This window comes from Kluyvera genomosp. 2, from assembly GCF_036759865.1.
Lineage (GTDB): Bacteria > Pseudomonadota > Gammaproteobacteria > Enterobacterales > Enterobacteriaceae > Kluyvera > Kluyvera ascorbata_B.
This window is the reverse complement of the sequence record NZ_JAPKIA010000022.1, coordinates 64660-89803: the sequence shown is the minus strand read 5'-3', so window position 1 is coordinate 89803 and position 25144 is coordinate 64660. Positions and strand designations below refer to the sequence as shown.

The 25144-nt window shown below is 52.0% G+C and carries 43 protein-coding genes; 2 read left to right on the top strand and 41 right to left on the bottom strand.

Annotation, left to right across the window (positions count from 1 at the left end; genetic code table 11):
• Nucleotides 1-18 precede the first annotated feature (18 nt).
• From rpsD to rpsJ, 26 genes are all read right to left on the bottom strand, one after another.
• Nucleotides 19-639 (bottom strand): 30S ribosomal protein S4, encoded by a 621-nt coding sequence (gene rpsD / locus V6942_RS21025; protein WP_038158499.1) that lies wholly within the window; start codon nucleotides 637-639, stop codon nucleotides 19-21.
• A gap of 33 nt (nucleotides 640-672) precedes the next feature.
• Nucleotides 673-1062 (bottom strand): 30S ribosomal protein S11, encoded by a 390-nt coding sequence (rpsK, locus tag V6942_RS21020; RefSeq protein ID WP_001029684.1) that lies wholly within the window; start codon nucleotides 1060-1062, stop codon nucleotides 673-675.
• 16 nt (nucleotides 1063-1078) lie between these two features.
• On the bottom strand, nucleotides 1079-1435 hold the full coding sequence (gene rpsM / locus V6942_RS21015; RefSeq protein WP_013364454.1) for a 30S ribosomal protein S13: 357 nt from the start codon (nucleotides 1433-1435) through the stop codon (nucleotides 1079-1081).
• A 146-nt stretch (nucleotides 1436-1581) separates the two neighbouring features.
• A complete protein-coding gene (gene rpmJ, locus V6942_RS21010) occupies nucleotides 1582-1698 on the bottom strand; it encodes a 50S ribosomal protein L36 (RefSeq protein ID WP_000868187.1) in 117 nt (38 codons plus the stop codon).
• A gap of 31 nt (nucleotides 1699-1729) precedes the next feature.
• The gene (gene secY / locus V6942_RS21005) at nucleotides 1730-3061 is read right to left on the bottom strand and encodes a preprotein translocase subunit SecY (RefSeq protein WP_015962746.1); all 1332 of its coding nucleotides are present in this window, start codon (nucleotides 3059-3061) and stop codon (nucleotides 1730-1732) included.
• A gap of 7 nt (nucleotides 3062-3068) precedes the next feature.
• Nucleotides 3069-3503: a 50S ribosomal protein L15 gene (rplO, locus tag V6942_RS21000; RefSeq protein ID WP_106930840.1), complete on the bottom strand. Its 435-nt coding sequence runs from the start codon at nucleotides 3501-3503 to the stop codon at nucleotides 3069-3071.
• Nucleotides 3504-3506: 3 nt separating this feature from the next.
• Nucleotides 3507-3686 (bottom strand): 50S ribosomal protein L30, encoded by a 180-nt coding sequence (rpmD, locus tag V6942_RS20995; RefSeq protein ID WP_003863301.1) that lies wholly within the window; start codon nucleotides 3684-3686, stop codon nucleotides 3507-3509.
• A gap of 3 nt (nucleotides 3687-3689) precedes the next feature.
• The gene (gene rpsE, locus V6942_RS20990) at nucleotides 3690-4193 is read right to left on the bottom strand and encodes a 30S ribosomal protein S5 (protein ID WP_015962744.1); all 504 of its coding nucleotides are present in this window, start codon (nucleotides 4191-4193) and stop codon (nucleotides 3690-3692) included.
• A 14-nt stretch (nucleotides 4194-4207) separates the two neighbouring features.
• Nucleotides 4208-4561, bottom strand: coding sequence for a 50S ribosomal protein L18 (gene rplR / locus V6942_RS20985; protein WP_000358960.1), 354 nt, complete (start codon nucleotides 4559-4561; stop codon nucleotides 4208-4210).
• Between the two features lie 9 nt (nucleotides 4562-4570).
• A complete protein-coding gene (gene rplF, locus V6942_RS20980) occupies nucleotides 4571-5104 on the bottom strand; it encodes a 50S ribosomal protein L6 (RefSeq protein ID WP_106930838.1) in 534 nt (177 codons plus the stop codon).
• Between the two features lie 12 nt (nucleotides 5105-5116).
• The gene (gene rpsH, locus V6942_RS20975; RefSeq protein WP_003031127.1) at nucleotides 5117-5509 is read right to left on the bottom strand and encodes a 30S ribosomal protein S8; all 393 of its coding nucleotides are present in this window, start codon (nucleotides 5507-5509) and stop codon (nucleotides 5117-5119) included.
• A gap of 30 nt (nucleotides 5510-5539) precedes the next feature.
• The gene (rpsN, locus tag V6942_RS20970; RefSeq protein ID WP_064541637.1) at nucleotides 5540-5845 is read right to left on the bottom strand and encodes a 30S ribosomal protein S14; all 306 of its coding nucleotides are present in this window, start codon (nucleotides 5843-5845) and stop codon (nucleotides 5540-5542) included.
• 14 nt (nucleotides 5846-5859) lie between these two features.
• Nucleotides 5860-6399 carry a 50S ribosomal protein L5 gene (gene rplE / locus V6942_RS20965; RefSeq protein WP_106930836.1) on the bottom strand — a complete coding sequence of 180 codons (540 nt, stop codon included), beginning with the start codon at nucleotides 6397-6399 and terminating at the stop codon, nucleotides 5860-5862.
• A 14-nt stretch (nucleotides 6400-6413) separates the two neighbouring features.
• Nucleotides 6414-6728, bottom strand: coding sequence for a 50S ribosomal protein L24 (rplX, locus tag V6942_RS20960; RefSeq protein WP_003863287.1), 315 nt, complete (start codon nucleotides 6726-6728; stop codon nucleotides 6414-6416).
• Between the two features lie 10 nt (nucleotides 6729-6738).
• Nucleotides 6739-7110 carry a 50S ribosomal protein L14 gene (rplN, locus tag V6942_RS20955; RefSeq protein ID WP_000613954.1) on the bottom strand — a complete coding sequence of 124 codons (372 nt, stop codon included), beginning with the start codon at nucleotides 7108-7110 and terminating at the stop codon, nucleotides 6739-6741.
• A gap of 163 nt (nucleotides 7111-7273) precedes the next feature.
• On the bottom strand, nucleotides 7274-7528 hold the full coding sequence (gene rpsQ, locus V6942_RS20950; protein ID WP_035894980.1) for a 30S ribosomal protein S17: 255 nt from the start codon (nucleotides 7526-7528) through the stop codon (nucleotides 7274-7276).
• Complete coding sequence (rpmC, locus tag V6942_RS20945) at nucleotides 7528-7719, bottom strand: 50S ribosomal protein L29 (RefSeq protein ID WP_002919754.1); 192 nt, start codon at nucleotides 7717-7719, stop codon at nucleotides 7528-7530. The genes rpsQ and rpmC overlap by 1 nt, the downstream gene beginning before the upstream one ends.
• Entirely contained in the window at nucleotides 7719-8129 is a 411-nt protein-coding gene (gene rplP / locus V6942_RS20940; protein WP_035894979.1) for a 50S ribosomal protein L16, read from the bottom strand. The genes rpmC and rplP overlap by 1 nt, the downstream gene beginning before the upstream one ends.
• 12 nt (nucleotides 8130-8141) lie before the next feature.
• A complete protein-coding gene (rpsC, locus tag V6942_RS20935) occupies nucleotides 8142-8840 on the bottom strand; it encodes a 30S ribosomal protein S3 (protein WP_006817277.1) in 699 nt (232 codons plus the stop codon).
• A gap of 17 nt (nucleotides 8841-8857) precedes the next feature.
• Nucleotides 8858-9190, bottom strand: a complete 333-nt coding sequence (gene rplV, locus V6942_RS20930; protein WP_035894978.1) for a 50S ribosomal protein L22 — start codon at nucleotides 9188-9190, stop codon at nucleotides 8858-8860.
• 14 nt (nucleotides 9191-9204) lie between these two features.
• Complete coding sequence (rpsS, locus tag V6942_RS20925) at nucleotides 9205-9483, bottom strand: 30S ribosomal protein S19 (protein WP_001138117.1); 279 nt, start codon at nucleotides 9481-9483, stop codon at nucleotides 9205-9207.
• Nucleotides 9484-9499: 16 nt separating this feature from the next.
• Nucleotides 9500-10321, bottom strand: coding sequence for a 50S ribosomal protein L2 (gene rplB / locus V6942_RS20920; protein ID WP_008457150.1), 822 nt, complete (start codon nucleotides 10319-10321; stop codon nucleotides 9500-9502).
• Nucleotides 10322-10338: 17 nt separating this feature from the next.
• On the bottom strand, nucleotides 10339-10641 hold the full coding sequence (rplW, locus tag V6942_RS20915; RefSeq protein ID WP_000617546.1) for a 50S ribosomal protein L23: 303 nt from the start codon (nucleotides 10639-10641) through the stop codon (nucleotides 10339-10341).
• On the bottom strand, nucleotides 10638-11243 hold the full coding sequence (gene rplD / locus V6942_RS20910) for a 50S ribosomal protein L4 (protein ID WP_000424395.1): 606 nt from the start codon (nucleotides 11241-11243) through the stop codon (nucleotides 10638-10640). The genes rplW and rplD overlap by 4 nt, the downstream gene beginning before the upstream one ends.
• A 10-nt stretch (nucleotides 11244-11253) precedes the next feature.
• Nucleotides 11254-11883, bottom strand: a complete 630-nt coding sequence (gene rplC, locus V6942_RS20905; protein ID WP_064541630.1) for a 50S ribosomal protein L3 — start codon at nucleotides 11881-11883, stop codon at nucleotides 11254-11256.
• A 32-nt stretch (nucleotides 11884-11915) separates the two neighbouring features.
• A complete protein-coding gene (gene rpsJ / locus V6942_RS20900; protein ID WP_001181005.1) occupies nucleotides 11916-12227 on the bottom strand; it encodes a 30S ribosomal protein S10 in 312 nt (103 codons plus the stop codon).
• 377 nt (nucleotides 12228-12604) lie between these two features.
• Here rpsJ and V6942_RS20895 point away from each other — a divergent pair, with 377 nt between their 5' ends.
• Nucleotides 12605-13081 (top strand): A24 family peptidase, encoded by a 477-nt coding sequence (locus V6942_RS20895; protein WP_333501768.1) that lies wholly within the window; start codon nucleotides 12605-12607, stop codon nucleotides 13079-13081.
• Here V6942_RS20895 and bfr read toward each other — a convergent pair.
• The 11 genes from bfr to fkpA form a co-directional block, all read right to left on the bottom strand.
• Entirely contained in the window at nucleotides 13065-13541 is a 477-nt protein-coding gene (bfr, locus tag V6942_RS20890) for a bacterioferritin (RefSeq protein ID WP_106930832.1), read from the bottom strand. The two genes, V6942_RS20895 and bfr, sit on opposite strands and share 17 nt — an antisense overlap.
• 72 nt (nucleotides 13542-13613) lie before the next feature.
• Nucleotides 13614-13808 (bottom strand): bacterioferritin-associated ferredoxin, encoded by a 195-nt coding sequence (gene bfd / locus V6942_RS20885; protein WP_035894970.1) that lies wholly within the window; start codon nucleotides 13806-13808, stop codon nucleotides 13614-13616.
• 183 nt (nucleotides 13809-13991) lie between these two features.
• Nucleotides 13992-15176 (bottom strand): elongation factor Tu, encoded by a 1185-nt coding sequence (gene tuf / locus V6942_RS20880; protein WP_003031109.1) that lies wholly within the window; start codon nucleotides 15174-15176, stop codon nucleotides 13992-13994.
• A gap of 69 nt (nucleotides 15177-15245) precedes the next feature.
• Nucleotides 15246-17360, bottom strand: coding sequence for an elongation factor G (gene fusA, locus V6942_RS20875; RefSeq protein WP_106925172.1), 2115 nt, complete (start codon nucleotides 17358-17360; stop codon nucleotides 15246-15248).
• Between the two features lie 96 nt (nucleotides 17361-17456).
• Nucleotides 17457-17927: a 30S ribosomal protein S7 gene (gene rpsG / locus V6942_RS20870; protein ID WP_035894363.1), complete on the bottom strand. Its 471-nt coding sequence runs from the start codon at nucleotides 17925-17927 to the stop codon at nucleotides 17457-17459.
• A 95-nt stretch (nucleotides 17928-18022) separates the two neighbouring features.
• Nucleotides 18023-18397, bottom strand: coding sequence for a 30S ribosomal protein S12 (gene rpsL, locus V6942_RS20865; RefSeq protein ID WP_000246815.1), 375 nt, complete (start codon nucleotides 18395-18397; stop codon nucleotides 18023-18025).
• Between the two features lie 123 nt (nucleotides 18398-18520).
• Complete coding sequence (tusB, locus tag V6942_RS20860) at nucleotides 18521-18808, bottom strand: sulfurtransferase complex subunit TusB (protein ID WP_106925171.1); 288 nt, start codon at nucleotides 18806-18808, stop codon at nucleotides 18521-18523.
• A 7-nt stretch (nucleotides 18809-18815) separates the two neighbouring features.
• Nucleotides 18816-19175 carry a sulfurtransferase complex subunit TusC gene (gene tusC / locus V6942_RS20855; protein WP_106925170.1) on the bottom strand — a complete coding sequence of 120 codons (360 nt, stop codon included), beginning with the start codon at nucleotides 19173-19175 and terminating at the stop codon, nucleotides 18816-18818.
• Nucleotides 19175-19561, bottom strand: a complete 387-nt coding sequence (gene tusD, locus V6942_RS20850; RefSeq protein WP_182929918.1) for a sulfurtransferase complex subunit TusD — start codon at nucleotides 19559-19561, stop codon at nucleotides 19175-19177. The genes tusC and tusD overlap by 1 nt, the downstream gene beginning before the upstream one ends.
• Nucleotides 19561-20283, bottom strand: coding sequence for a helix-turn-helix transcriptional regulator (locus tag V6942_RS20845; RefSeq protein WP_064541597.1), 723 nt, complete (start codon nucleotides 20281-20283; stop codon nucleotides 19561-19563). Before V6942_RS20845 ends, tusD begins: the two co-directional genes overlap by 1 nt.
• Nucleotides 20284-20448: 165 nt before the next feature.
• The gene (gene fkpA / locus V6942_RS20840) at nucleotides 20449-21270 is read right to left on the bottom strand and encodes an FKBP-type peptidyl-prolyl cis-trans isomerase (RefSeq protein ID WP_106925168.1); all 822 of its coding nucleotides are present in this window, start codon (nucleotides 21268-21270) and stop codon (nucleotides 20449-20451) included.
• A 231-nt stretch (nucleotides 21271-21501) separates the two neighbouring features.
• On the opposite strand from fkpA, the gene V6942_RS20835 reads away from it, so the two are divergent.
• Nucleotides 21502-21720, top strand: a complete 219-nt coding sequence (locus tag V6942_RS20835; RefSeq protein ID WP_106925167.1) for a protein SlyX — start codon at nucleotides 21502-21504, stop codon at nucleotides 21718-21720.
• Nucleotides 21721-21832: 112 nt separating this feature from the next.
• On the opposite strand, the gene slyD is transcribed toward V6942_RS20835, so the two are convergent.
• The 4 genes from slyD to kefG form a co-directional block, all read right to left on the bottom strand.
• Nucleotides 21833-22429 carry a peptidylprolyl isomerase gene (gene slyD, locus V6942_RS20830; protein ID WP_106925166.1) on the bottom strand — a complete coding sequence of 199 codons (597 nt, stop codon included), beginning with the start codon at nucleotides 22427-22429 and terminating at the stop codon, nucleotides 21833-21835.
• Between the two features lie 96 nt (nucleotides 22430-22525).
• Complete coding sequence (locus tag V6942_RS20825) at nucleotides 22526-22726, bottom strand: YheV family putative zinc ribbon protein (protein ID WP_106925165.1); 201 nt, start codon at nucleotides 22724-22726, stop codon at nucleotides 22526-22528.
• A 10-nt stretch (nucleotides 22727-22736) separates the two neighbouring features.
• Nucleotides 22737-24542 (bottom strand): glutathione-regulated potassium-efflux system protein KefB, encoded by a 1806-nt coding sequence (kefB, locus tag V6942_RS20820; protein ID WP_106925164.1) that lies wholly within the window; start codon nucleotides 24540-24542, stop codon nucleotides 22737-22739.
• Nucleotides 24542-25093 carry a glutathione-regulated potassium-efflux system ancillary protein KefG gene (gene kefG, locus V6942_RS20815; protein WP_146145698.1) on the bottom strand — a complete coding sequence of 184 codons (552 nt, stop codon included), beginning with the start codon at nucleotides 25091-25093 and terminating at the stop codon, nucleotides 24542-24544. Before kefG ends, kefB begins: the two co-directional genes overlap by 1 nt.
• Nucleotides 25094-25144 lie beyond the last annotated feature (51 nt).

The window sequence follows — 25144 nt, the reverse complement described above, 5'->3', positions numbered from 1 at the left end:
TCTCTTTGGTACTAAGCTTTACTTGGAGTAAAGCTCGACGATCAGGTGTTCGTTAATGTCCGCAGACAGATCAGAACGCTCAGGCTGACGCTTGAACGTGCCTTCCATCTTGCCAGCATCAACTTCCAGCCAGGTTGGCTTTTCACGCTGTTCAGCCAGCTCCAGAGCGGCTTTAACGCGAGATTGCTTTTTCGCTTTCTCACGGATGCTAACAACGTCATTCGCTTTAACCTGATAAGAAGCGATGTTAACAACACGACCGTTTACCATGATTGCTTTATGGCTAACCAGCTGACGTGCTTCTGCACGAGTGGCGCCGAAGCCCATACGGTATACTACGTTGTCCAGACGACCTTCCAGCAGAGCCAACAGGTTTTCACCGGTGTTGCCTTTCAGACGTGCTGCTTCTTTGTAATAGTTACGGAACTGACGCTCCAGCACGCCGTAGATACGACGAACTTTCTGCTTTTCACGCAACTGCACACCATAGTCAGACAGACGCGGTTTACGCGCACCGTGCTGGCCAGGAGCTTGTTCAATTTTACACTTGGTATCGATCGCGCGAACGCCAGACTTAAGGAATAAGTCGGTGCCCTCACGACGGCTCAGCTTGAGCTTAGGACCCAAATATCTTGCCATTTTCTTTCTCCAACAAACCTGGAAAACGAAGCGTTATACGCGACGTTTCTTCGGCGGACGACAACCGTTATGAGGGATCGGAGTCACATCAGTAATATTAGTGATGCGGAAACCAGCGGCGTTCAGAGCACGAATAGTAGATTCGCGGCCTGGACCCGGACCTTTAACCATAACTTCCAGATTCTTGATGCCGTATTCTTTAACGGCGTCAGCGCAACGCTCTGCTGCAACCTGAGCTGCAAACGGAGTGGATTTACGCGAACCACGGAAACCGGAACCACCGGCTGTTGCCCAACCCAGCGCGTTACCCTGACGATCAGTAATGGTAACGATGGTGTTGTTGAAAGAAGCATGGATATGAGCCACGCCGTCAGAGACTTGCTTTCTTACACGTTTACGTGCACGAATTGGTGCCTTTGCCATTATTCAATCACCCCGATTATTTCTTGATCGGTTTGCGCGGACCCTTACGGGTACGTGCGTTGGTCTTGGTACGCTGACCGCGAACCGGGAGACCACGACGATGACGCAAACCGCGATAGCAACCAAGATCCATCAGGCGCTTGATGCTCATGCTAATTTCACGGCGCAGATCACCTTCAACGACAAATTTGGCAACTTCGTCACGCAGCGTGTCGATTTGTCCTTCAGACAGCTCACTGATCTTAACATTTTCAGCGATACCCGCTGCAGCCAGAATGGCTTTAGAACGGGTCTTACCGACGCCGTAGATCGAGGTTAACGCGATCACAGCATGTTTCTGATCAGGAATGTTAATGCCTGCTATACGGGCCACTATGCACTCCTACTATTTAATATGTACGCACCATGCTGAAAAGCCCGTTTTCAGGATACTCAAATGGAAACGTACAGACATACAAAAGATTGGCTGGCTAATCTAGCCAGCTCAACCCAACTTTGCAAGAAAAATATGCGAAAAAATCAGCCTTGGCGCTGTTTATGCTTCGGCTCGGCACTGCAAATCACACGGATGACACCATCACGCTTAACGATTTTGCAGTTACGGCATAATTTCTTGACGGAAGCACGAACTTTCATTTTTACTCTCCGTAACTTCTCGGGCGACCAATTAACGGCCGTAGCCTTTCAGGTTCGCCTTCTTCAATGCAGACTCGTACTGACTTGACATCATCAGAGTTTGCACTTGAGCCATAAAGTCCATAATCACGACAACAACGATCAGTAGCGATGTCCCACCGAAGTAGAACGGCACTTTCATTGCATCACGCATGAACTCCGGGATCAGGCAGATAAAAGTAATATACAATGCACCAACGAGTGTCAGGCGAGTCATTACTTTATCGATATACTTCGCCGTTTGCTCTCCCGGACGAATTCCTGGTACAAATGCACCGGACTTCTTCAGGTTATCTGCTGTTTCACGCGGGTTGAAGACCAACGCCGTGTAGAAGAAACAGAAGAAGATGATTGCAGACGCATAGAGTAACACATAAAGCGGTTGCCCAGGCTGCAAATACAGCGAAATTGTTGTCAGCCAGTTCCAACCGGTACCGCCCCCGAACCATGACGCGATGGTCGCAGGGAACAGAATAATACTGGAAGCGAAGATTGCCGGGATTACCCCTGCCATATTCACTTTCAGCGGTAAATGTGTGCTCTGTGCAGCATAGACACGACGACCCTGCTGACGTTTCGCGTAGTTTACCACAATGCGGCGTTGACCACGTTCAACAAATACAACAAAGAACGTCACTGCAAACACTAATACTGCAACCAACAGCAACAGGAGGAAGTGCAGGTCGCCTTGACGCGCTTGCTCGATAGTATGGGCAATGGCTGGCGGGAGTCCCGCAACGATACCAGCGAAGATAATGATCGAGATACCGTTACCGATACCGCGTTCAGTGATCTGTTCGCCGAGCCACATCAGGAACATGGTCCCTGTAACCAGACTTACAACAGCGGTGAAATAGAATGCAAAGCCTGGATTGATTACCAGGCCCTGCATACCAGGCATATTCGGCAGACCGGTAGCAATACCGATCGACTGGAATATCGCCAGCACCAGAGTACCGTAGCGGGTGTACTGGCTGATCTTACGACGACCAGACTCCCCTTCTTTCTTGATTTCAGCCAGCGTTGGATGAACCACCGTCAGCAGCTGGATAATGATCGACGCCGAAATATACGGCATGATCCCCAGAGCAAAAATAGAAGCACGGCTGAGAGCACCACCAGAGAACATGTTGAACATTTCAATGATGGTGCCTCGCTGTTGCTCAAGCAGTTTGGCAAGTACAGCGGCATCAATACCAGGGATCGGAATAAAAGAGCCAATACGGAACACAATAAGCGCACCGATTACAAACAACAGTCTGCGTTTCAGCTCGCCTAAGCCACCTTTGGCACTTTGAAAATCTAATCCCGGTTGTTTAGCCATCTGCTACTTATTCCTCGATTTTACCGCCAGCAGCTTCGATAGCAGCACGAGCGCCTTTAGTAACACGCAGGCCACGAACAGTTACCGGAGTAGAAACTTCACCAGCCAGGATCACTTTCGCGAACTCGATCTGGACACCGATAATGTTAGCTGCTTTCAGCGTGTTCAGGTCAACAATACCGCCTTCCACTTTCGCCAGGTCAGACAGACGGATTTCCGCTGTGATCGCTGCTTTGCGAGAAGTGAAGCCGAATTTCGGCAGACGACGGTACAGAGGCATCTGACCACCCTCGAAACCACGACGTACGCCACCGCCAGAACGAGACTTCTGACCTTTGTGACCACGACCGCCGGTTTTACCGAGGCCAGAACCGATACCACGACCCAGACGGCGACCCGCCTTTTTAGAGCCTTCGGCCGGAGACAGAGTATTTAAACGCATCTCTTACTCCTCAACTTTAACCATGAAGTAAACCGCGTTGACCATACCGCGAACAGCAGGAGTATCCTCGCGCTCTACGGTGTGGCCAATACGACGCAGACCCAGGCCAAGCAGCGTTGCCTTGTGTTTCGGCAGACGACCGATTGCACTGCGGGTTTGAGTAATTTTAATAGTCTTTGCCATGGTTTATTTCCCCAGAATTTCTTCAACGGATTTACCACGCTTGGCAGCGACCATTTCCGGAGATTTCATATTTTCCAGACCGTCGATAGTTGCACGAACCACGTTAATCGGGTTAGTGGAACCATACGCTTTAGCCAGAACGTTACGAACTCCAGCGACTTCCAGAACGGCGCGCATTGCACCACCGGCGATGATACCGGTACCTTCGGAAGCCGGCTGCATGAATACACGAGAACCCGTGTGAGTACCCTTAACCGGGTGCTGCAGGGTGCCAGTATTCAGCGCGACGTTAATCATATTGCGACGGGCTTTTTCCATCGCTTTCTGGATCGCTGCTGGAACTTCACGCGCTTTACCGTAACCAAAACCAACGCGACCGTTACCATCGCCTACTACAGTCAGAGCTGTGAAGGAGAAAATACGACCACCTTTAACGGTTTTAGATACGCGGTTTACCGCGATCAGCTTTTCCTGCAGTTCGCCAGCTTGTTTTTCGATGTGAGCCATCTTACACCTCTACCTTAGAACTGAAGGCCAGCTTCACGGGCAGCATCTGCCAGTGCCTGGACACGACCATGATATTGGAACCCGGAACGGTCAAAGGACACATCTTTGATGCCTTTTTCCAGAGCGCGTTCGGCGACAGCTTTACCCACAGCTGCAGCAGCGTCTTTGTTACCGGTGTACTTCAGTTGTTCAGCGATAGCTTTTTCTACAGTAGAAGCAGCTACCAGAACTTCGGAACCGTTCGGTGCAATTACCTGTGCGTAAATATGACGCGGGGTACGATGTACCACCAGGCGAGTTGCGCCCAGCTCCTGGAGCTTGCGGCGTGCGCGGGTCGCACGACGGATACGAGCAGATTTCTTATCCATAGTGTTACCTTACTTCTTCTTAGCCTCTTTGGTACGCACGACTTCGTCGGCGTAACGAACACCCTTGCCTTTGTAAGGCTCAGGACGACGGTAGGCGCGCAGATCCGCTGCAACCTGACCGATCACCTGCTTATCAGCGCCTTTCAGCACGATTTCAGTTTGAGTCGGACATTCAGCAGTAATACCTGCTGGCAGCTGATGTTCAACCGGGTGAGAGAAACCTAAAGACAGGTTTACTACGTTCCCTTTGACCGCTGCACGATAACCTACACCAACCAGCTGCAGCTTCTTAGTGAAGCCTTCGGTAACACCGATAACCATTGAGTTCAGCAGGGCACGCGCGGTACCAGCCTGAGCCCAACCGTCTACGTAACCATCACGCGGACCGAAGGTCAGAGCATTATCTGCATGTTTAACTTCAACAGCATCGTTGAGAGTACGAGTCAGCTCGCCGTTTTTACCTTTGATCGTAATAACCTGACCGTTGATTTTTACATCAACGCCGGCAGGAACAACGACCGGTGCTTTAGCAACACGAGACATTTTTTCCTCCGATTAGGCTACGTAGCAGATAATTTCGCCACCAAGACCAGCCTGGCGCGCTGCACGATCAGTCATAACACCTTTAGAGGTAGAAACAACTGCGATACCCATGCCTGCCATAACTTTCGGCAGCTCGTCTTTACGCTTATAAATGCGCAGACCTGGGCGACTGACACGCTGAATGCTTTCTACAACAGCTTTACCCTGGAAATACTTAAGAGTCAGTTCCAGTTCCGGCTTGGTGTCGCCTTCAACTTTAAAATCTTCAATAAAACCTTCTTCCTTCAGCACGTTGGCAATTGCCACTTTCAGCTTGGAGGAAGGCATGGTGACCGCAGCTTTATTCGCGGCCTGACCGTTACGGATACGGGTCAGCATATCCGCGATCGGATCTTGCATGCTCATCTGTCTTTACTCCCGTGATTCAATTGGTAATTACCAGCTAGCCTTTTTCAAGCCCGGTACTTCACCGCGCATAGCGGCTTCACGAAGCTTAATACGGCTCAACCCGAACTTGCCCACATAGCCATGCGGACGACCTGTTTGACGGCAGCGTTTACGCTGACGAGACGGGCTGGAATCACGCGGCAGAGACTGCAGCTTGAGAACTGCGTTCCAACGATCTTCGTCGGTCGCGTTCACATCAGAGATAATAGCTTTCAGTTCAGCGCGTTTTGCGAAGTACTTATCAGCTAAAGCTACGCGCTTTACTTCGCGTGCTTTCATTGATTGCTTAGCCATTCAGTAACCCTACCTTACTTGCGGAACGGGAAGTCAAAGGCAGCCAGCAGAGCACGGCCTTCTTCGTCAGATTTCGCAGTAGTGGTAATGGTAATATCCAAACCACGCACGCGGTCGACTTTATCGTAGTCGATTTCTGGGAAGATGATCTGCTCACGGACACCCATGCTGTAGTTACCACGACCGTCGAAAGACTTAGAGGACAAGCCACGGAAGTCACGGATACGCGGTACAGCAATAGTGATCAGGCGCTCAAAGAACTCCCACATGCGTTCGCCACGCAGAGTTACTTTACAGCCGATCGGATAGCCCTGACGGATTTTGAAGCCTGCAACTGATTTGCGTGCTTTGGTGATCAGCGGTTTTTGACCGGAGATTGCTGTCAGATCAGCTGCTGCGTTATCCAGCAGTTTCTTGTCAGCGATCGCTTCACCAACACCCATGTTCAGGGTGATCTTCTCGACCCGAGGGACTTGCATGACAGAATTGTAGTTAAACTCAGACATGAGTTTAGCGACTACTTCGTCTTTGTAGTAATCATGCAGTTTCGCCATCGTACTACTCCAAATTACTTGATAGTTTCGCTGTTAGACTTGAAGAAACGGACTTTTTTGCCGTCTTCGAATCTAAAGCCTACACGGTCAGCCTTGCCGGTAGCCGCATTGAAGATTGCAACGTTGGAAACCTGAATAGCGGCTTCTTTTTCAACGATGCCACCCGGTTGGTTCAGGGCCGGAACCGGCTTCTGATGTTTCTTAACCAGGTTGATACCTTCAACGACAAGTTTGCCGGAAGACAGAACATTTTTTACTTTACCGCGCTTACCTTTATCTTTACCGGTTAACACGATAACTTCGTCATCACGACGGATTTTAGCTGCCATGATTCGCTCCTTAGAGTACTTCTGGTGCCAGAGAGATAATTTTCATGAACTTCTCGTTACGAAGTTCACGAGTTACCGGCCCAAAAATACGCGTACCGATAGGCTGCTCGCTGTTATTGTTTAAAATAACGCATGCATTACCATCGAAGCGAATGACAGAACCGTCCGGGCGACGAACACCCTTCTTGGTGCGCACCACTACCGCCTTCAGCACATCACCTTTTTTGACCTTACCACGCGGAATTGCTTCTTTGATGGTGATCTTGATGATGTCGCCTACGCCTGCGTAGCGACGGTGCGAGCCACCCAGAACCTTGATACACATTACGCGACGTGCACCGGAGTTGTCGGCGACGTTCAGCATAGTCTGTTCTTGGATCATTTTAGTGCTCCGCTAATGTCAACTACTACTGAGACCCGAATTCAGGTCGTTAAAAAGCCCCATATCGAGGGCGCGGCATTATAACACCGCTTCAACGATAAGGGTAGAAAAAATAAACGGCTCATCGCTGAGCCGTTTATTCGTATCGAGAACGAGTACTGTATTACAGAACCGCTTTCTCTACAACGCGAACCAGCGTCCAGGATTTAGTCTTGGACAGCGGACGGCATTCGCGGATTTCAACCACGTCGCCCATGCCGCATTCGTTGTTCTCGTCATGTACGTGCAGTTTGGTCGTACGTTTGATGAATTTGCCGTATACCGGGTGTTTCACCATACGTTCGATAGCAACAACAATGGATTTCTCCATTTTTGCGCTAACTACGCGACCTTGCAGAGTACGGATTTTATCGGTCATTACGCACCCGCCTTCTGAGTCAGTAAAGTCTTAACGCGTGCAACATCACGACGAACCTGCTTCAGCAGGTGAGTCTGTTGCAGCTGGCCACTTGCAGCCTGCATGCGCAGGTTGAACTGCTCACGCAGCAGGTTCAGCAGCTCAGCGTTCAGCTCTTCAACGCTTTTTTCACGCAGCTCTTTTGCTTTCATTACATCACCGTCTTAGTTACAAAGGTGGTTTTGATCGGCAGTTTCGCTGCAGCGAGGCCGAATGCTTCACGGGCCAGCTCTTCCGGAACACCGTCCATTTCATACAGGACTTTGCCCGGTTGGATCAAGGCAACCCAATACTCCACGTTACCTTTACCTTTACCCATACGCACTGCCAGCGGTTTTTCGGTGATCGGTTTGTCCGGGAATACACGGATCCAGATCTTACCTTGACGCTTAACTGCACGGGTCATTGCACGACGTGCTGCTTCGATCTGACGGGCAGTCAGACGACCACGGCCAACAGCTTTCAGGCCGAAGCTGCCGAAGCTAACATCCGTACCCTGCGCCAGACCGCGGTTACGGCCTTTGTGCACTTTACGGAATTTTGTACGCTTTGGTTGTAACATCAGCGACGCTCCTTATTTACGGCCTTTACGCTGCTGCTTTTTAGGTTGAGCAGCCGGTTCCGGTTGTTCAACAGCAGCCATACCACCCAGGATCTCACCTTTGAAGATCCATACCTTAACGCCGATTACACCATAAGTGGTGTGCGCTTCAGAGGTGTTGTAGTCGATGTCAGCACGCAGAGTGTGCAGCGGTACGCGACCTTCGCGGTACCATTCGGTACGTGCGATTTCCGCGCCGCCCAGACGGCCGCTAACTTCAACTTTGATACCTTTAGCGCCCAGACGCATTGCGTTCTGTACAGCACGCTTCATAGCACGACGGAACATAACGCGACGTTCCAGCTGAGAAGTGATGCTGTCAGCAACCAGTTTTGCGTCCAGTTCAGGCTTACGCACTTCGGCGATATTGATCTGGGCAGGAACGCCAGCAATATCAGCTACGACTTTGCGCAGTTTTTCTACGTCTTCACCTTTCTTACCGATCACGATACCCGGGCGAGCAGTGTGAATTGTCACACGGATGCTCTTAGCCGGACGTTCGATAACGATACGAGATACGGACGCCTTCGCCAGTTCCTTAGTCAGGTACTGACGTACTTTAAAGTCGCTGTCCAGGTTGTCAGCGAATTCTTTGGTGTTCGCAAACCAGGTTGAGTTCCATGGTTTTACAATACCCAGGCGAATACCATTAGGATGTACTTTCTGACCCATTGCTAGTCTCCAGAGTCTCAGCGATCGGACACAACCACAGTGATGTGGCTGGTGCGCTTCAGGATGCGATCTGCACGACCTTTCGCACGCGGCATAATGCGCTTCATGCTCGGGCCTTCGTCTACGAAAATTTTCGTAACTTTCAGATCGTCAATGTCAGCGCCATCGTTGTGTTCAGCGTTAGCAATGGCAGATTCCAGAACTTTCTTGACCAGTACAGCCGCTTTCTTATTGGTGTAGGTCAGAATTTCCAGTGCCTGCGACACTTTCTTACCGCGAATCAGGTCAGCAACAAGGCGAACCTTCTGAGCAGAAGAACGAGCATGGCGATGTTGAGCTAAAGTTTCCATCTCTTCCTCCTACCTTATTTCTTCTTCGCTTTTTTATCAGCAGCGTGGCCGCGATAAGTACGAGTCGGTGCGAATTCACCCAGTTTGTGACCAACCATTTCGTCGGTAACAAAGACTGGAACGTGCTGACGACCATTATGGACAGCGATGGTCAAACCGATCATGTTAGGAAAGATCGTTGAACGACGGGACCAAGTGCGCAGGGGCTTCTTGTCTCCGCTTTCCACCGCTTTCTCTACCTTCTTCAGCAAGTGCAGGTCAATAAAAGGACCTTTCTTGAGAGAACGTGGCATGGCTTATCCTCTAAAATTATTTGCTACGGCGACGTACGATGAATTTATCAGTACGCTTGTTGCTGCGGGTCTTTTTACCTTTGGTCTGAACGCCCCACGGGGATACCGGGTGCTTACCAAAGTTACGACCTTCACCACCACCATGTGGGTGATCGACTGGGTTCATCGCGGTACCGCGAACGGTCGGACGAACACCACGCCAGCGTGCAGCACCGGCTTTACCCAGAACGCGCAGCATATGCTCAGCATTGCCAACTTCGCCCAGAGTTGCACGGCAGTCTGCTTCGACTTTACGCATTTCACCAGAACGCAGACGCAGGGTGACATAAGCACCATCACGAGCAACGATCTGAACGTAAGTACCAGCGGAACGTGCCAGCTGACCGCCTTTACCTGGTTTCATTTCTACGTTATGAACGGTAGAACCAACCGGGATATTGCGCATCGGCAGGGTGTTACCTGCTTTGATTGCAGCATCAACGCCAGACTGAATCTGGTCGCCAGCTTTCAGGCCTTTCGGGGCCAGGATGTAACGGCGCTCGCCGTCTTTGTACAGAACCAGCGCGATGTTCGCGGAGCGGTTCGGATCGTACTCAAGACGTTCAACAACTGCCGGGATACCATCTTTGTTGCGTTTGAAGTCAACAATACGGTAAGCCTGCTTGTGACCACCACCAATGTGACGAGTGGTGATACGGCCATTGTTGTTACGACCACCGGATTTGCTGTTTTTTTCCAGCAGCGGAGCAAAAGGTTTGCCCTTGTGCAGCTCAGGGTTAACCACTTTAACAACGTGGCGACGACCCGGAGATGTCGGTTTACATTTAACAACTGCCATTGTATTACTCCTCCGACTTACTCAGCGCCGCCAACGAAGTCCAGATTCTGGCCTTCCTTCAGGGTGACGTAAGCTTTTTTCCAGTCGCTACGACGACCGATACGCTGTCCGTGACGTTTAACTTTCCCTTTAACAACCAGGGTGTTAACGACTTCGACTTCGACTTCAAACAGTTTCTGCACAGCAGCTTTGATTTCTGCTTTGGTCGCGTCTTTAGCAACTTTGAGAACGATGGTGTTAGTTTTTTCCATCGCAGTAGACGCTTTTTCAGAAACGTGCGGTGCGCGCAGCACCTTCAGCAGACGTTCTTCACGAATCATGCCAGCATCTCCTCAACTTGCTTAACAGCATCAGCAGTCATTACGACTTTGTCGAAGGCGATCAGGCTAACCGGGTCGATACCAGTTGCATCGCGTACGTCAACCTTGTGCAGGTTGCGCGCAGCCAGGAACAGGTTTTCGTCCAGCTCACCGGTGATGATCAGCACATCTTCCAGAGCCATGTCTTTCAGTTTCTGTGCCAGCAGCTTAGTTTTAGGCGCTTCAACAGAGAACTTCTCGACAACGATCAGACGATCCTGACGTACCAGTTCGGACAGGATGCTTTTCAGCGCGCCGCGGTACATCTTTTTGTTAACTTTTTGACTGTGGTCCTGCGGACGAGCAGCGAAGGTCACGCCACCAGAACGCCAGATCGGGCTCTTGATAGAACCTGAACGCGCACGGCCGGTACCTTTCTGGCGCCATGGTTTTTTACCAGAACCAGTTACTTCAGCACGAGTCTTCTGAGCACGAGTACCCTGACGAGCACCAGCTGCATAAGCAACAACAACCTGGTGAACCAGCGCTTCGTTGAAATCACGACCGAAGGTAGTTTCGGAAACAGTCAGCGCGCTCTGCGCGTCTTTCAATACTAATTCCATTGCTATCCCCTTACGCCTTCACAGCTGGTTTAACGATCAGGTCGCAACCGGTCGCACCCGGAACACCACCTTTAACCAGCAGCAGGTTGCGCTCAGCGTCAACACGTACTACGTCCAGGCTCTGAACAGTGACGCGTTCGTTGCCCAGCTGACCTGCCATTTTCTTGCCTTTGAACACTTTGCCCGGAGTCTGGTTCTGACCGATAGAACCCGGAACGCGGTGGGACAAGGAGTTACCGTGAGTAGCGTCCTGGGTACGGAAGTTCCAGCGCTTAACGGTACCAGCGAAACCTTTACCTTTAGAGGTACCGGTTACGTCAACTTTTTTAACGTCAGCAAACAGTTCTACGCTGATGCTCTGACCTACGGTGTATTCTTCACCATCAGCCAGACGGAATTCCCACAGGCCGCGACCGGCTTCTACGCCAGCTTTAGCGAAGTGGCCAGCTTCCGGCTTAGTTACACGGTTAGCTTTTTTAGCACCAGTGGTAACCTGAACAGCGCGATAGCCATCGTTAGCCAGATCTTTGATCTGAGTAACGCGGTTTGCTTCAACTTCGATAACGGTTACTGGGATAGATACGCCATCTTCAGTGAAGATGCGGGTCATACCCACTTTTTTACCGACTAAACCAATCATTGTATCAACCTCTCAATCGCTCGATGACCTGATTAACCCAGGCTGATCTGCACGTCTACACCGGCAGCCAGGTCCAGACGCATCAGAGCATCAACGGTTTTTTCAGTTGGCTCAACGATGTCAACCAGACGCTTGTGAGTACGAATCTCGTACTGATCACGCGCGTCTTTGTTAACGTGCGGAGAGATCAGAACGGTGAAACGCTCTTTGCGGGTCGGCAGCGGGATCGGACCACGGACTTGCGCACCAGTGCGCTTAGCAGTCTCGACGATTTCCGCGGTTGATTGATCGATCAGACGATGATCAAACGCTTTCAGGCGGATACGGATTCTTTGGTTCTGCATGAGACCAGAGCTCCAATTATTTTATAGACGAAATAGTTACTCCTCAAACCCATTACGATTGATGGGAGAGTGTAACCGTTCTTACAGAGTTCCCCAATTGGGAACATTGTCTGGTATCGCTTTCGCAGTACCTGGTTCAGATTGAACCGCCTGTCAATATTAGACAAGCCCGCGCATTATACACAAATGCCCATGTGAAGCAAGTCGCGTTTATTAAATAGTCACCTTATTCTGCGGAAAGAGGCGCAAAGCAGCCTGCAAAACGGCAAGCCGCGCAATTTTTCTGGATAACGCCTCGCACAGCGTGATGTTGCCGTTTGCCACCCTTCTCCCCTCCCGCCACACTCGCCCAATATTTCCAGACCGGTATCCAAACAATGACGCTTATCGCCTTTCCTTTCTTTATTGCCTACGTGCTGTTGAGCAGCGCCCTGTGCTGGCATGACGCTCGCACGGGGTTGCTGCCCGACCGTCTCACCTGCCCTCTCCTGTGGGCGGGGCTGCTCTTTCAGCTGAGCCTGCGGCCGGCTAACGTTAATGATGCACTATGGGGAATTTTTGCCGGCTATGGTGCCATGGCCATGATTTATTGGGGATGCCGGGGGCTTCGCGGGCGTGAGGGATTAGGCTACGGCGACGTAAAATATCTGGCGGCGTTGGGAGCGTGGCATGGCTGGCCATCGCTGCCGGTTTTAGTGCTAACGGCCAGCACGATGGCTGCGATATACGTATTCAGCACAGCCTGCTGGCAACGCTCGTTGGCGGGCATAAAAAACCCGCTGCCGTTCGGTCCATTTCTGGGGGCTGCGGGTTTTATTGTTGCCGGCGTGTCGGGGTTTAATCTTCGACTTTGATCTGCGACTGAAGGTAGTTCTGCAGGCCAATTTTACTAATCAAATCCAGCTCGGTTTCCAGCCAGTCGATGTGATGTTCTTCCTCAGTCAGGATATTGATCAGCATATCGCGACTGACATAATCATGAACACTATCGGCATAGGCTATCGCTTCACGGAGATCTTTCGCGCCGTCCAGCTCAAGCTTAAGGTCAGACTGCAGCATCTCCTCGACGTCCTCGCCGATATGCAGCTTGCCCAGGTCCTGCAGATTGGGGATCCCTTCAAGAAACAGAATACGCTCGATGTAGCGATCGGCGTGTTTCATTTCATCGATGGATTCGTGATACTCAATATCGTTGAGGCGCATCAGGCCCCAGTTTTTGAACATTCTCGCGTGGAGAAAGTATTGGTTTATTGCGACAAGCTCGTTTCCCAATAATTTATTGAGATAATTTATTATCTTAACATCACCTTTCATTTTATAGACCCTCCGCTTCCACATATTGAAGCGTAGAACGGACTACAGGGATGTCAAAAAAGAAATCCGGGCTCAGGCAATCTCTTTGAACTCTGGCATTTGCATTAATTCGTCTTCCATCACCTCACGGGCCGCACGAACGCATTTACCGCATTGATTTCCAATAGGAATACATTTTCTTAACTGCTGGAAAGACTGCGGATGAAACTGGCGTACTGCCTGGCGAATTTTTTTATCGCTGACGCCATTACATAAACAAACGTACATACCCACTCCCGTTCAATTTCTGAACAAAGTGTAAGTGAGAATAATTATGATTACAATAGCGACATGCAAATTGCAGCACGAAAGAGATAAAGAGAGCGGTTAAAAATGCGCAGTAATAAACATCAGAAAAGCAAAAAGGGCGCCGAAGCGCCCTTTTTAAGCTCAAAGCTAATTAAGCAATAATTAGCTCATTACTTTAGCAACAACGCCCGCACCTACAGTACGGCCGCCTTCACGGATTGCGAAACGCAGACCGTCGTCCATCGCGATCGGGTGGATCAGGGTAACAACCATTTTGATGTTGTCGCCCGGCATTACCATCTCAACGCCTTCCGGCAGTTCGATGGTACCAGTCACGTCAGTAGTACGGAAGTAGAACTGCGGACGGTAGCCTTTGAAGAACGGAGTATGACGGCCGCCTTCGTCTTTGGACAGGATGTACACTTCAGATTCGAACTTGGTGTGCGGCTTGATAGAACCCGGCTTAGCCAGTACCTGACCACGTTCGATTTCTTCACGTTTGATACCACGCAGCAGAACACCAACGTTCTCACCAGCACGGCCTTCGTCCAGCAGTTTGCGGAACATTTCAACGCCAGTACAGGTAGACTTAGCAGTCTCTTTGATACCAACGATTTCAACTTCTTCGCCAACTTTGATGATACCGCGTTCTACACGACCGGTAACAACGGTACCACGACCGGAGATGGAGAATACGTCTTCGATCGGCAGCAGGAACGGCTTATCGATAGCACGTTCTGGTTCCGGGATGTAAGAATCCAGGAAGCCAGCCAGTTCGATGATTTTCGCTTCCCACTCTGCTTCGCCTTCCAGCGCTTTCAGAGCAGAACCACGAACGATCGGAGTGTCGTCGCCCGGGAAATCGTACTGAGACAGAAGTTCACGAACTTCCATTTCAACCAGTTCCAGCAGCTCTTCGTCATCAACCATGTCGCATTTGTTCAGGAACACGATGATGTACGGAACGCCTACCTGACGACCCAGCAGGATGTGCTCACGAGTCTGCGGCATCGGGCCGTCAGTCGCAGCAACAACCAGGATCGCGCCATCCATCTGCGCAGCACCGGTGATCATGTTTTTAACATAGTCGGCGTGGCCCGGGCAGTCTACGTGTGCGTAGTGGCGAGTCGGGGTGTCATATTCAACGTGAGAAGTGTTGATGGTGATACCACGAGCTTTTTCTTCCGGCGCGTTATCGATCTGGTCGAAAGCACGAGCAGCACCGCCGTAGGTTTTAGCCAGTACGGTGGTGATTGCAGCGGTCAGGGTAGTTTTACCGTGGTCAACGTGGCCGATGGTGCCGACGTTAACGTGCGGTTTTGTACGTTCAAATTTTTCTTTAGACACGGCTATATTCCTTACTATAGTGCTCTCCCCTTTGGAGAGAGCACGGGACTTAGGTTTTAATCCTGTGGATTATTTACCACGGGCTTCAATAACGGCCTGAGCAACGTTGTTCGGCGCATCGTCGTACTTCAGGAACTCCATGGAGTAAGAAGCACGGCCTTTGGTCAGTGAACGCAGCTGAGTTGCATAACCGAACATTTCGGACAGCGGAACTTCAGCGTGGATCACAACGCCAGTCACGTTGGATTCCTGACCTTTGAGCATACCACGACGGCGGCTCAAGTCACCGATAACGTCACCAGTGTTCTCTTCCGGAGTCTCTACTTCAACCTTCATGATCGGTTCAAGCAGAACTGGTTTTGCTTTCTTAAAGCCATCTTTGAAGGCGATAGAAGCGGCCAGTTTAAACGCCAATTCAGAGGAGTCAACGTCATGGTAAGAACCGAAGTGCAGACGAACACCCATGTCAACAACCGGGTAACCAGCCAGCGGGCCAGATTTCAGCTGTTCCTGGATACCTTTATCAACGGCCGGGATGTATTCGCCAGGGATTACACCACCTTTAATGTCGTTGATGAACTCGTAGCCTTTCGGGTTGGAACCCGGCTCCAGCGGGTACATGTCGATAACAACATGACCGTACTGACCGCGACCACCAGACTGCTTAGCGTGTTTACCTTCGATATCGGTAACTTTCGCGCGAATCGCTTCACGGTAAGCAACCTGAGGTTTACCGACGTTCGCTTCAACGTTGAATTCACGTTTCATACGGTCAACGATGATGTCGAGGTGCAGCTCACCCATACCGGCGATAATGGTCTGGTTAGATTCTTCGTCGGTCCATACGCGGAATGACGGGTCTTCTTTAGCCAGACGGCCCAGAGCCAGACCCATTTTTTCCTGGTCAGCTTTGGTTTTCGGTTCTACTGCGATGGAGATTACCGGCTCAGGGAATTCCATACGTTCCAGAATGATCGGCGCATCCGGGTCACACAGGGTGTCACCAGTGGTTACGTCTTTCAGACCGATTGCAGCAGCGATGTCGCCCGCGCGAACTTCTTTGATCTCTTCACGTTTGTTTGCGTGCATCTGAACGATACGACCGAAACGCTCACGTGCAGTTTTCACGGAGTTCAGTACGGTATCACCAGAGTTAACCACACCGGAGTACACACGGAAGAAGGTCAGGTTGCCCACGAACGGGTCGGTAGCAATTTTGAACGCCAGTGCAGAGAACGGCTCGTCGTCGCTTGCGTGACGCTCAGCCGGGGTATCTTTACCGTCGTCCAGGATGCCGTTGATCGCAGGTACGTCAACCGGGGATGGCAGGTAATCAATTACCGCATCCAGCATCGCCTGAACACCTTTGTTCTTGAACGCAGAACCACAGGTTACCAGGATGATTTCGTTGTTCAGAACGCGCTGACGCAGAGCTTTTTTGATCTCTTCTTCAGTCAGTTCTTCACCACCCAGGTATTTCTCCATCAGCTCTTCAGAAGCTTCAGCAGCGGATTCGATCAGGTTCTGGTGCCATTCGTCAGCCAGTTCCTGCATGTCAGCCGGGATATCTTCGTATTCGAAGGTAACGCCCTGGTCTGCATCGTTCCAGTTGATGGCTTTCATTTTCACCAGGTCAACAACACCGGTGAAACCTTCTTCAGCACCAATTGCCAGCTGCAGCGGAACCGGGTTCGCGCCCAGACGGGTTTTGATCTGACCAACAACTTTCAGGAAGTTAGCACCCATACGGTCCATTTTGTTAACGAACGCGATGCGTGGAACTTTATATTTGTTAGCCTGACGCCATACGGTTTCAGACTGTGGCTGAACACCACCAACTGCGCAGTAAACCATTACTGCACCATCAAGAACACGCATGGAACGTTCTACTTCGATAGTGAAGTCAACGTGCCCCGGGGTGTCGATGATGTTTACGCGGTGCGGTTCATACTGCTTAGCCATACCAGACCAGAATGCAGTAGTCGCTGCGGAAGTGATGGTAATACCACGTTCCTGCTCCTGCTCCATCCAGTCCATGGTAGCGGCGCCGTCGTGAACTTCACCGATTTTGTGGTTTACACCGGTGTAGAACAGAATACGTTCGGTAGTAGTGGTTTTACCGGCGTCGATGTGCGCACTGATACCGATGTTACGGTAGCGTGCGATGGGTGTTGTACGAGCCATTTGATTCCTCGTTTATCTTTTTAGGCGTTCAGTTAAGTAACCCAAAGCGGGCTGCTTCGCTGAAGCGCCCGCCTGGTGACTAATACTCCGAAGGGATTACCAACGGTAGTGTGCGAACGCCTTGTTGGCTTCTGCCATACGGTGAACGTCTTCACGTTTCTTAACTGCAGTACCTTTGTTGTCTGCAGCGTCAGAAAGTTCGTTCGCCAGGCGCAGAGCCATGGATTTATCACCGCGTTTACGAGCAGCTTCTACGATCCAACGCATTGCCAGGGCATTACGACGAACCGGACGAACTTCAACTGGAACCTGATAAGTAGAACCACCTACACGGCGGGACTTAACTTCGACAGTCGGGCGCACGTTTTCGAGCGCAACTTCGAATGCTTCCAGTTCATTTTTACCAGAACGCTGAGCCAGGGTCTCCAGCGCGCTGTATACGATTGATTCTGCAGTAGATTTTTTACCATCTACCATCAGGATGTTAACAAATTTAGCCAGCAGTTCTGATCCGAACTTAGGATCCGGCAGGATTTTACGCTGACCAATGACGCGACGACGTGGCATGGAAATACTCCGTTGTTAATTCAGGATTGTCCAAAACTCAAAGAGTTTAGTTTGACATTAATATAAAACGTTTGGCCTTACTTAACGGAGAACCATTAAGCCTTAGGACGCTTCACGCCATACTTGGAGCGAGCTTGCTTACGGTCTTTAACGCCGGAGCAGTCAAGCGCACCACGAACGGTGTGGTAACGAACACCCGGAAGGTCTTTTACACGACCGCCACGGATCAGGATCACGGAGTGCTCCTGCAGGTTGTGACCTTCACCACCGATGTAGGAAGTCACTTCAAAACCGTTAGTCAGACGAACACGGCAAACTTTACGCAGTGCGGAGTTCGGTTTTTTAGGAGTGGTAGTATATACACGAGTACATACGCCACGTTTCTGCGGGCAGGCTTCCAGTGCAGGCACGTTGCTTTTTGCAACTTTGCGAGCACGTGGTTTGCGAACCAGCTGGTTAACTGTTGCCATTAAATAGCTCCTGGTTTTAGCTTTTGCTTCGTAAACACGTAATAAATCGCCTCATATAATATGAGGACGCGAAATTTTAGGGCCATGCCGAAAGGGTGTCAAGAAATATACAACGGTATGGCATTACCAGGACATCTGAACCGGGTGTTTTACCGTTAACCTGACGAAGTCAGTATAGCTGACCATGATGACATCGCTCGAAATTTGAGCACAAAGACCGCGCGCTTGCACATCTACATTCAACACGTGGATGGATATGGGGGCAGCGCGCAGAATTTCAAGGAAGTGGCTGTTTTCAACCGCCGCCAACACGCCGTCGGCGATCAGCAGCAGGTCGTCGCCTTCAGCCATCATGCGGATCATGCCCGCGATGTCTGAATGCCAGGGAGAAGTACTGAGCGTATGCAGCATAAGGGCCTCAGAAGCGCAGAATCACATCGTAACCGTTAAGCCGGTCGCGCAGGGCATCCGGTTCTAACGGCTCAACGTCGGCGACAAACGTCGTCTCTGCCGCCAGACCACGCTCACGCATCGAGGCGGCGCAAATCCAGCAGTTTTCAATATCGTAGAGCGCCAGCAGTTTGAACGTGGCGATGTAGTCTCGGGCCAGAATAACGCCAGGCGTCTGCTGGCTGAGCAGCTGAAACACGCCGTCGCCGATGAAAAAGACGCCTAAATCTTCGCTCAAGGCCGACGTCGCCAGCAGCGCATCCAGCCCTTCACGGCCCGCAGCGCTGCCGTGCGGCGCGCTGGAAAAAACAAACGCAACGCGTTTCATCAGAACTGCACCATTCGATCGCAGGTCAGCGCAGCTTCAGCCAGCGAACCCAATCCGCTTAGCAAGAAACCCGGCTGTAGGTTAAACATGGGCAGGCCAAGCTGGGCGGCTTGCGTTTCATCGGACACACCGCGACGCAGTGCCGCCGCCACGCAAATATGCAGCGCCACGCCATGCGTATCATGCAGCGACTGCCACGCGCGAACTAAATCAAACTCATCGCTGGCAGGAGACGTCAGCTGATTGGCGTTATACACCCCTTCACGATAGAAAAAGACGCAGGCTATCTCATGACCTTCCGCCAGCGCCGCCTGCGCGAACTGCAGCGCGCTGCTGGCCTGCTGCGTGCCGTAGGCCGGGCCGGTCACCATCAGGGCAAAACGCATTACTTATCCTGTCCCAGGAAATCGCCGTTCTTAAACTGGCGAATGTAGAGGTAGACGGTGTGTTTGGAGATGTTCAGACGATCGGCGACCTGGTTGATAGCGTCTTTGATATCAAAGATACCCTTCTCGTAAAGGTTGAGCACGATCTGGCGGTTTTTGGCGTTATTGGAAACGTTGCGATCGGCATTCACCTCTTCAATGGTGAATTCCAGCGTCTGGGTGACCAGGTCCTCAACCGAGGAAGCAAAGTTAACCGCAGAGCCGACTTCCGGTGTTTCAGGCGGAATAAAGGTATTCATGATCTGCGAGAACGGTACATCAAGATTCATATTGATGCACAGCAGGCCAATCACGCGCTGATCGCGATTGCGAATGGCGATGGTAACCGACTTCATCAGCACGCCGCTTTTGGCGCGAGTAAAGTAGCATTTGGAAACGCTGCTATCCGCCCCGGTCATATCATGCAGCATCCGCAGCGCGAGGTCGGTAATGGGCGAGCCAATTTTACGCCCGGTATGTTCGCCGTTGGCGATACGAATAGCCGAACATTTGAGATCCTGAAGTGAATGCAGCACGATTTCGCAGTGGGAACCAATGAGCATCGCCAACCCGTCCACTACCGCTTCATAGGATTTCAGGATATCGAAGTCGGTTTGATCGAAAGGACGTTGATCCAGTAAATCAAGCTCACTGGTTTCGTTGGTTAAAAGCGACCTGGACATGAAAAAAAGCACTCCTTTTCAGGAGCCTGTCGTTATGTTGTCAGGGCAGGCTCATCACTATTAGGGGCATCTAAAGTAATACAGCGCATAAGGCGCTTTCCAGCATTAATTATACCCTGCCGATAATAAAAAGCCGCCGCCCAGTGGGCGGCGGCAATCTGACTATTATTTTTTGCTCGCGGCAGCGGCCTTGTCTGCCGGTGCAGCTTCAGGCTGCGCTTCGGCTTTCGGTGCCGGTTTCACGTCTAACAGCTCAACGTCGAAGACCAGCGTTGAGTTAGCCGGAATACCCGGAACACCGGTTTTACCGTAGGCCAGATCTGGTGGGATAACCAGCTGGATTTTACCGCCTTTCTTGATGTTTTTCAGGCCTTCAGTCCAGCCAGGGATAACACCATCAAGACGGAAGGACAGCGGCTCACCGCGGGTGTAGGAGTTATCGAACTCTTTACCGTCGATCAACGTACCTTTGTAGTTTACCACCACGGTATCGCTGTCTTTCGGCGCTTCGCCGGTGCCTTCTTTCTCTACTTTGAACAGCAGACCGGTTTTAGAGGTCTTCACGCCTTTCTCTTTAGCAAACTTCTCACGGAAGGCTTTGCCTTTCGCTTCGTTGTCAGCGGCGTCTTTTTCCATCTTCGCCTGAGCGGAGGCCTTCACGCGAGTCTCAAAGGCCTGCAGAGTTTGTTCGATTTCCTGATCGGACAGTTTGCTCTTGTCAGCAAACGCGTCCTGAACGCCGGCGATCAGCTGGTCTTTATCCAGTTTGATACCCAGTTTTTCCTGTTCTTTCAGGGAATTTTCCATGTAACGACCCAGCGATGCGCCCAGCGCATAAGCAGATTTCTGGTCGTCATTTTTGAATGACGCTTTGCTCTCTGCTGCCGGTGCTGCTTTCGCCGCCGCGTCAGCCGCGAAGGTCATCGGCGCATTCAGTGCAACGGCCATTGTGGTTGCCAGAAGCGTTACTTTAAACAGTGATTTCATCCATCTCTCCAGGGCCGGGGCCTCTCGCCCCATGTTAACAAAATGAGAAGCGTACTATAGAACGTTGTAGAGGAAATCTACATACGAACGCGCCTTATATCGACCCTTTTCAGACTCTTTTTGTTTAAATAAGTTTCCGCTCACGTACGGCAGTGCTGCACGGGTGGATAAAGTTGCGTAGAATCCGCCGCGGCGGTAACGCTTTTGCCGATAACAGGGGAGAGAGACATCATGCAGGAAACGACAATCGAGGCGCGTCTGGCTGAGCTGGAAAGCCGACTGGCCTTCCAGGAAATCACCATTGATGACCTCAACCAGACGGTCACTGCCCATGAAATGGAAATGGCCAAACTGCGCGAGCATCTGCGCCTGCTGACGGAAAAGCTGAAAGCCAGCCAGCCGTCAAATATCGCGTCTCAATCCGAAGAGACGCCGCCGCCCCATTATTGAGGCGTAAAAAAAGCGGGTTTCCCCGCTTTTTTTGTGCCGGATAATGACGTCAACGTCTTATCCGGCCTGCCGTAGGCCTGATAAGCGCAGCGCCATCAGGCAAACAGACGGCTTAGTGGCAACCGCAGCCGCCGTTGCCTTTACCGCCACCGCCGCAGCAGCCTTCGCCGCCGTGGTCGTGACCGTGGTCATGGCCGTGACCGCCACAGCAGCCATCTTCACCGTGATCGTGGTGATGATCGTGCGCACCGTGTACGTGGCCGTGAGCCAGTTCTTCTTCGGTTGCTTCGCGGATAGCGACAACTTCCACGTTGAACTTCAGGTTCTGGCCAGCCAGCATGTGGTTGCCGTCAACCACAACGTGATCGTCTTCCACTTCGGTGATTTCAACCGGAACCGGACCTTGGTCGGTTTCTGCCAGGAAGCGCATGCCAACCTGCAGTTCGTCAACGCCCATGAACACGTCTTTAGGAACGCGCTGCACCAGGTTTTCATCATACTGACCGTAAGCGTCGTTAGCTTGAACAGCAACGTCGAATTTATCACCCACTTCGTGACCGTCCAGCGCGTTTTCCAGGCCGGAGATCAGGGAACCGTGACCATGCAGGTAGTCCAGCGGAGCACTTACCGGAGACTCATCAACCAACACACCGTCTTCTGTACGTACCTGATAGGCCAGGCTGACCACCAGGTCTTTTGCTACTTTCATGATATCTCCTGAGCATGGGAATATTTTAGTGGCGCAGATTGTAGCGGAATTCTACACCCGTGTACCCATAAGCTTAAAAAAAGACAGCACGGATCGCTACTCCGGATGAAAAATACCGATCACTTGTTCCTCTTTGCGCACATGATCGCGCGCCTCTTTATCGGCCTCGCGCATCTGATGCCCGCACTTAACACATTCAACTACATCAATATTATTTTCGCGCCACATCGCCATCGAGTCCTGCGCCTGACACGACGGGCATTTTGCGCCCGCGATAAAACGTTTACGTACCGCCATGCTTCACCTTCTATTCAAATTCATCCCAGCCGTCCAGCTGCCGTCGCTCTTGCTGCATTTCACGCTGGAAGATCTCCTCCAGCTCGCGCCGCGCTTCCCGCACGCGCGAAATTTGTTGGGTGTCGCTGTGTACCGGCATGAGTTCACGCAACATACGCATATCCAGCCGCTTAAAATGTAGCTGCGCGCGCTGTGCCTGATGCGGATGCATACCGGTCGAGATAAGTGCCTTACGCCCCAGCTCAAGCGCACTGGAGAAGGTCTCGCGGGAAAACTGTACCACGCCCGCCTGCAACAGTTCGTGCGCCTCCACACGTCCTCGCGCACGGGCCATAATTTTCAGGTGCGGGAAGTGCTGCTGGCAGATCTCCACCAGCTTCATGGTATCTTCCGGCTCGTTGCAGGTGATAACGATCGACTGCGCCTGCTCGGCCCCAGCCGAACGCAGCAGCTCAACCTGAGTCGCATCGCCGTAATACACCTTGTAGCCGTATTTACGCATCAACTTAACGGCGCTGATATCGCGCTCAAGTACGGTAATGCGCAGCTTGTTAGCCATCAGCAGGCGCCCTATTACCTGACCAAAACGACCAAAACCTACGACGATCACCTGCGGTTTATCGTCATCCACCCACGGCGCTTCATCCTCTTCTTCCGGCCCGTTAAAGCGGCGCGCCAGCACCCGGTCAACCACCTTCATCAACAGCGGTGTCGTCATCATTGATAGGGTGACGGTCACCAGCAGCAGCGACATCTGGTCGCCCTTAAAGACCTTAAACGACGATGCCGCGGAGAACAGCACAAAGGCAAACTCCCCGCCCTGGCTCAGCACGCCGGCAAACTGCATCCGCTCCGCGCTGCGCATCCCGTTAAGATGGGCCAATAGATACAGCACCATCGTTTTCACCGCTACCAGCAGCGTCACGCAGCCAATGACCAACAGCAGGTGGCTGTAAAGCACGCCGAGATTGAGCGACATGCCCACCGAAATAAAGAACAGGCCCAACAGCAGCCCTTTAAACGGCTCAATGGCGATTTCCAGCTCGTGACGGTATTCGCTTTCCGCCAGCAGCACGCCCGCAATAAAGGTCCCCAGGGCCATCGACAGCCCCAGCGCATCCATAAACAGCGCCGAGCCCAGCACCAACAGCAGCGTGGCGGCGGTAAACACCTCGCGCACGCCTGAGCTGGCAATAAAGCGGAATACCGGACGCAGCAGGTAGCGCCCGCCGATCAGCATGCCGGCAAAAGCCAGCACCTTCAGCCCCACGGTCTGCCAGTTAAAATGCTCGTCACCGGCCCCCGCCAGCAGCGGCACCAGCGCCAGCGCCGGAATCACCGCCAAATCCTGAAACAGTAGCACCGAGAAGCCGAGCTGCCCCGCTTCGCTGCGATTCATGCCCTTTTCACGCATCAGCTGCAGGGCCATCGCCGTTGACGACATCGCCAGACCAATCCCGCCAATTGCCGCCGCCTGCCACGAGAAGTTAGTTAGCATCAGCAGACCGCCGAGGATTGCCGCGCTGAAAATAACCTGAGCGGCCCCGATGCCAAAAATGGGCCGCCGCAGCTGCCACAGCTTGGCCGGGTTCAGCTCCAGGCCGATGATAAACATCAGGAACACCACGCCCAGTTCAGAGAAATGGAGAATTTCGTCAACGTCGCTAATAAACCCGAGCCCCCAGGGGCCAATTGCTATCCCCGCCAGCAGGTAACCTAACACCGCACCGATCCCAAGCCGCGCTGCCAACGGCACCGCGGCGACCGCCGCAAAGAGGAACAGTACGCCCGCAAGCAATAAATCAGAGCCTTCCATCATCGCCCTCCTGCCGTTATCGGCGCCGCCAGCCAGTCGGCGTAGGCTTTCGCCTGGCTTGCCAGTTCATTAGGCGGCTGACGTCGCGCCCAATAAACAATTATCGGACTCATCCAGTGCATATGGCACATAGCGGCGGTGAGTTCAAACGGGCGCAGAATATCGCTCATCGGATAACGGTTGAGCCCGTCATGACGATAGGCGCTTTCCGGTTCACCGGTTGTGATAACGCTGCGCCAATACTTTCCTGCCAGCTGATTGCCACCAATACCGCTGGCAAAGCCGCGGCTGAGTACGCGGTCAAGCCACTCTTTGAGCAGCGCCGGGCAGCTGTAGGTATAAAGCGGGTGCTGGAAGACAATGACATCATGCTCGCGCAGCAGCGCCTGCTCGCGCGGGATATCAATAAAAAAATCAGGATAGTGCGCGTACAGATCGTGCACGGTCACGTTACTTAACTGCAAAGCCGGCTTGAGCAAAACCCGGTTAGCGACCGAGTCCTGTGATTCCGGATGGGCATAGATCAGCAATACTTTCGCCGTCTGCGTCATTATTCCCCTCCCGGGCGTCAATCACATCCTCTTTCGGGTCGCTAAACGCAA

Coding starts and splice junctions, on each gene's coding strand:
- rpsJ (WP_001181005.1), bottom strand. CDS start 12,227: ATGCAGAACCAAAGAATCCGTATCCGCCTGAAAGCGTTTGATCATCGT.
- rpsC (WP_006817277.1), bottom strand. CDS start 8,840: ATGGGTCAGAAAGTACATCCTAATGGTATTCGCCTGGGTATTGTAAAA.
- rpsH (WP_003031127.1), bottom strand. CDS start 5,509: ATGAGCATGCAAGATCCGATCGCGGATATGCTGACCCGTATCCGTAAC.
- rplV (WP_035894978.1), bottom strand. CDS start 9,190: ATGGAAACTTTAGCTCAACATCGCCATGCTCGTTCTTCTGCTCAGAAG.
- rplF (WP_106930838.1), bottom strand. CDS start 5,104: ATGTCTCGTGTTGCTAAAGCACCGGTCGTTGTTCCTGCCGGCGTTGAT.
- rplE (WP_106930836.1), bottom strand. CDS start 6,399: ATGGCGAAACTGCATGATTACTACAAAGACGAAGTAGTCGCTAAACTC.
- kefG (WP_146145698.1), bottom strand. CDS start 25,093: ATGACGCAGACGGCGAAAGTATTGCTGATCTATGCCCATCCGGAATCA.
- rplW (WP_000617546.1), bottom strand. CDS start 10,641: ATGATTCGTGAAGAACGTCTGCTGAAGGTGCTGCGCGCACCGCACGTT.
- rpsN (WP_064541637.1), bottom strand. CDS start 5,845: ATGGCTAAGCAATCAATGAAAGCACGCGAAGTAAAGCGCGTAGCTTTA.
- slyD (WP_106925166.1), bottom strand. CDS start 22,429: ATGAAAGTAGCAAAAGACCTGGTGGTCAGCCTGGCCTATCAGGTACGT.
- secY (WP_015962746.1), bottom strand. CDS start 3,061: ATGGCTAAACAACCGGGATTAGATTTTCAAAGTGCCAAAGGTGGCTTA.
- fusA (WP_106925172.1), bottom strand. CDS start 17,360: ATGGCTCGTACAACACCCATCGCACGCTACCGTAACATCGGTATCAGT.
- rplN (WP_000613954.1), bottom strand. CDS start 7,110: ATGATCCAAGAACAGACTATGCTGAACGTCGCCGACAACTCCGGTGCA.
- V6942_RS20845 (WP_064541597.1), bottom strand. CDS start 20,283: ATGTCCAGGTCGCTTTTAACCAACGAAACCAGTGAGCTTGATTTACTG.
- rplB (WP_008457150.1), bottom strand. CDS start 10,321: ATGGCAGTTGTTAAATGTAAACCGACATCTCCGGGTCGTCGCCACGTT.
- V6942_RS20835 (WP_106925167.1), top strand. CDS start 21,502: ATGCAGGAAACGACAATCGAGGCGCGTCTGGCTGAGCTGGAAAGCCGA.
- rplO (WP_106930840.1), bottom strand. CDS start 3,503: ATGCGTTTAAATACTCTGTCTCCGGCCGAAGGCTCTAAAAAGGCGGGT.
- tusC (WP_106925170.1), bottom strand. CDS start 19,175: ATGAAACGCGTTGCGTTTGTTTTTTCCAGCGCGCCGCACGGCAGCGCT.
- rplR (WP_000358960.1), bottom strand. CDS start 4,561: ATGGATAAGAAATCTGCTCGTATCCGTCGTGCGACCCGCGCACGCCGC.
- rpsK (WP_001029684.1), bottom strand. CDS start 1,062: ATGGCAAAGGCACCAATTCGTGCACGTAAACGTGTAAGAAAGCAAGTC.
- V6942_RS20825 (WP_106925165.1), bottom strand. CDS start 22,726: ATGGCGGTACGTAAACGTTTTATCGCGGGCGCAAAATGCCCGTCGTGT.
- rplD (WP_000424395.1), bottom strand. CDS start 11,243: ATGGAATTAGTATTGAAAGACGCGCAGAGCGCGCTGACTGTTTCCGAA.
- tusD (WP_182929918.1), bottom strand. CDS start 19,561: ATGCGTTTTGCCCTGATGGTGACCGGCCCGGCCTACGGCACGCAGCAG.
- rpmD (WP_003863301.1), bottom strand. CDS start 3,686: ATGGCAAAGACTATTAAAATTACTCAAACCCGCAGTGCAATCGGTCGT.
- kefB (WP_106925164.1), bottom strand. CDS start 24,542: ATGGAAGGCTCTGATTTATTGCTTGCGGGCGTACTGTTCCTCTTTGCG.
- tusB (WP_106925171.1), bottom strand. CDS start 18,808: ATGCTGCATACGCTCAGTACTTCTCCCTGGCATTCAGACATCGCGGGC.
- rpsS (WP_001138117.1), bottom strand. CDS start 9,483: ATGCCACGTTCTCTCAAGAAAGGTCCTTTTATTGACCTGCACTTGCTG.
- rplP (WP_035894979.1), bottom strand. CDS start 8,129: ATGTTACAACCAAAGCGTACAAAATTCCGTAAAGTGCACAAAGGCCGT.
- rpsL (WP_000246815.1), bottom strand. CDS start 18,397: ATGGCAACAGTTAACCAGCTGGTTCGCAAACCACGTGCTCGCAAAGTT.
- rpsQ (WP_035894980.1), bottom strand. CDS start 7,528: ATGACCGATAAAATCCGTACTCTGCAAGGTCGCGTAGTTAGCGCAAAA.
- rpsD (WP_038158499.1), bottom strand. CDS start 639: ATGGCAAGATATTTGGGTCCTAAGCTCAAGCTGAGCCGTCGTGAGGGC.
- rplX (WP_003863287.1), bottom strand. CDS start 6,728: ATGGCAGCTAAAATCCGTCGTGATGACGAAGTTATCGTGTTAACCGGT.
- V6942_RS20895 (WP_333501768.1), top strand. CDS start 12,605: ATGACGCTTATCGCCTTTCCTTTCTTTATTGCCTACGTGCTGTTGAGC.
- rplC (WP_064541630.1), bottom strand. CDS start 11,883: ATGATTGGTTTAGTCGGTAAAAAAGTGGGTATGACCCGCATCTTCACT.
- bfr (WP_106930832.1), bottom strand. CDS start 13,541: ATGAAAGGTGATGTTAAGATAATAAATTATCTCAATAAATTATTGGGA.
- rpmJ (WP_000868187.1), bottom strand. CDS start 1,698: ATGAAAGTTCGTGCTTCCGTCAAGAAATTATGCCGTAACTGCAAAATC.
- bfd (WP_035894970.1), bottom strand. CDS start 13,808: ATGTACGTTTGTTTATGTAATGGCGTCAGCGATAAAAAAATTCGCCAG.
- fkpA (WP_106925168.1), bottom strand. CDS start 21,270: ATGAAATCACTGTTTAAAGTAACGCTTCTGGCAACCACAATGGCCGTT.
- rpsE (WP_015962744.1), bottom strand. CDS start 4,193: ATGGCTCACATCGAAAAACAAGCTGGCGAACTGCAGGAAAAGCTGATC.
- rpsG (WP_035894363.1), bottom strand. CDS start 17,927: ATGCCACGTCGTCGCGTCATTGGTCAGCGTAAAATCCTGCCGGATCCT.
- rpmC (WP_002919754.1), bottom strand. CDS start 7,719: ATGAAAGCAAAAGAGCTGCGTGAAAAAAGCGTTGAAGAGCTGAACGCT.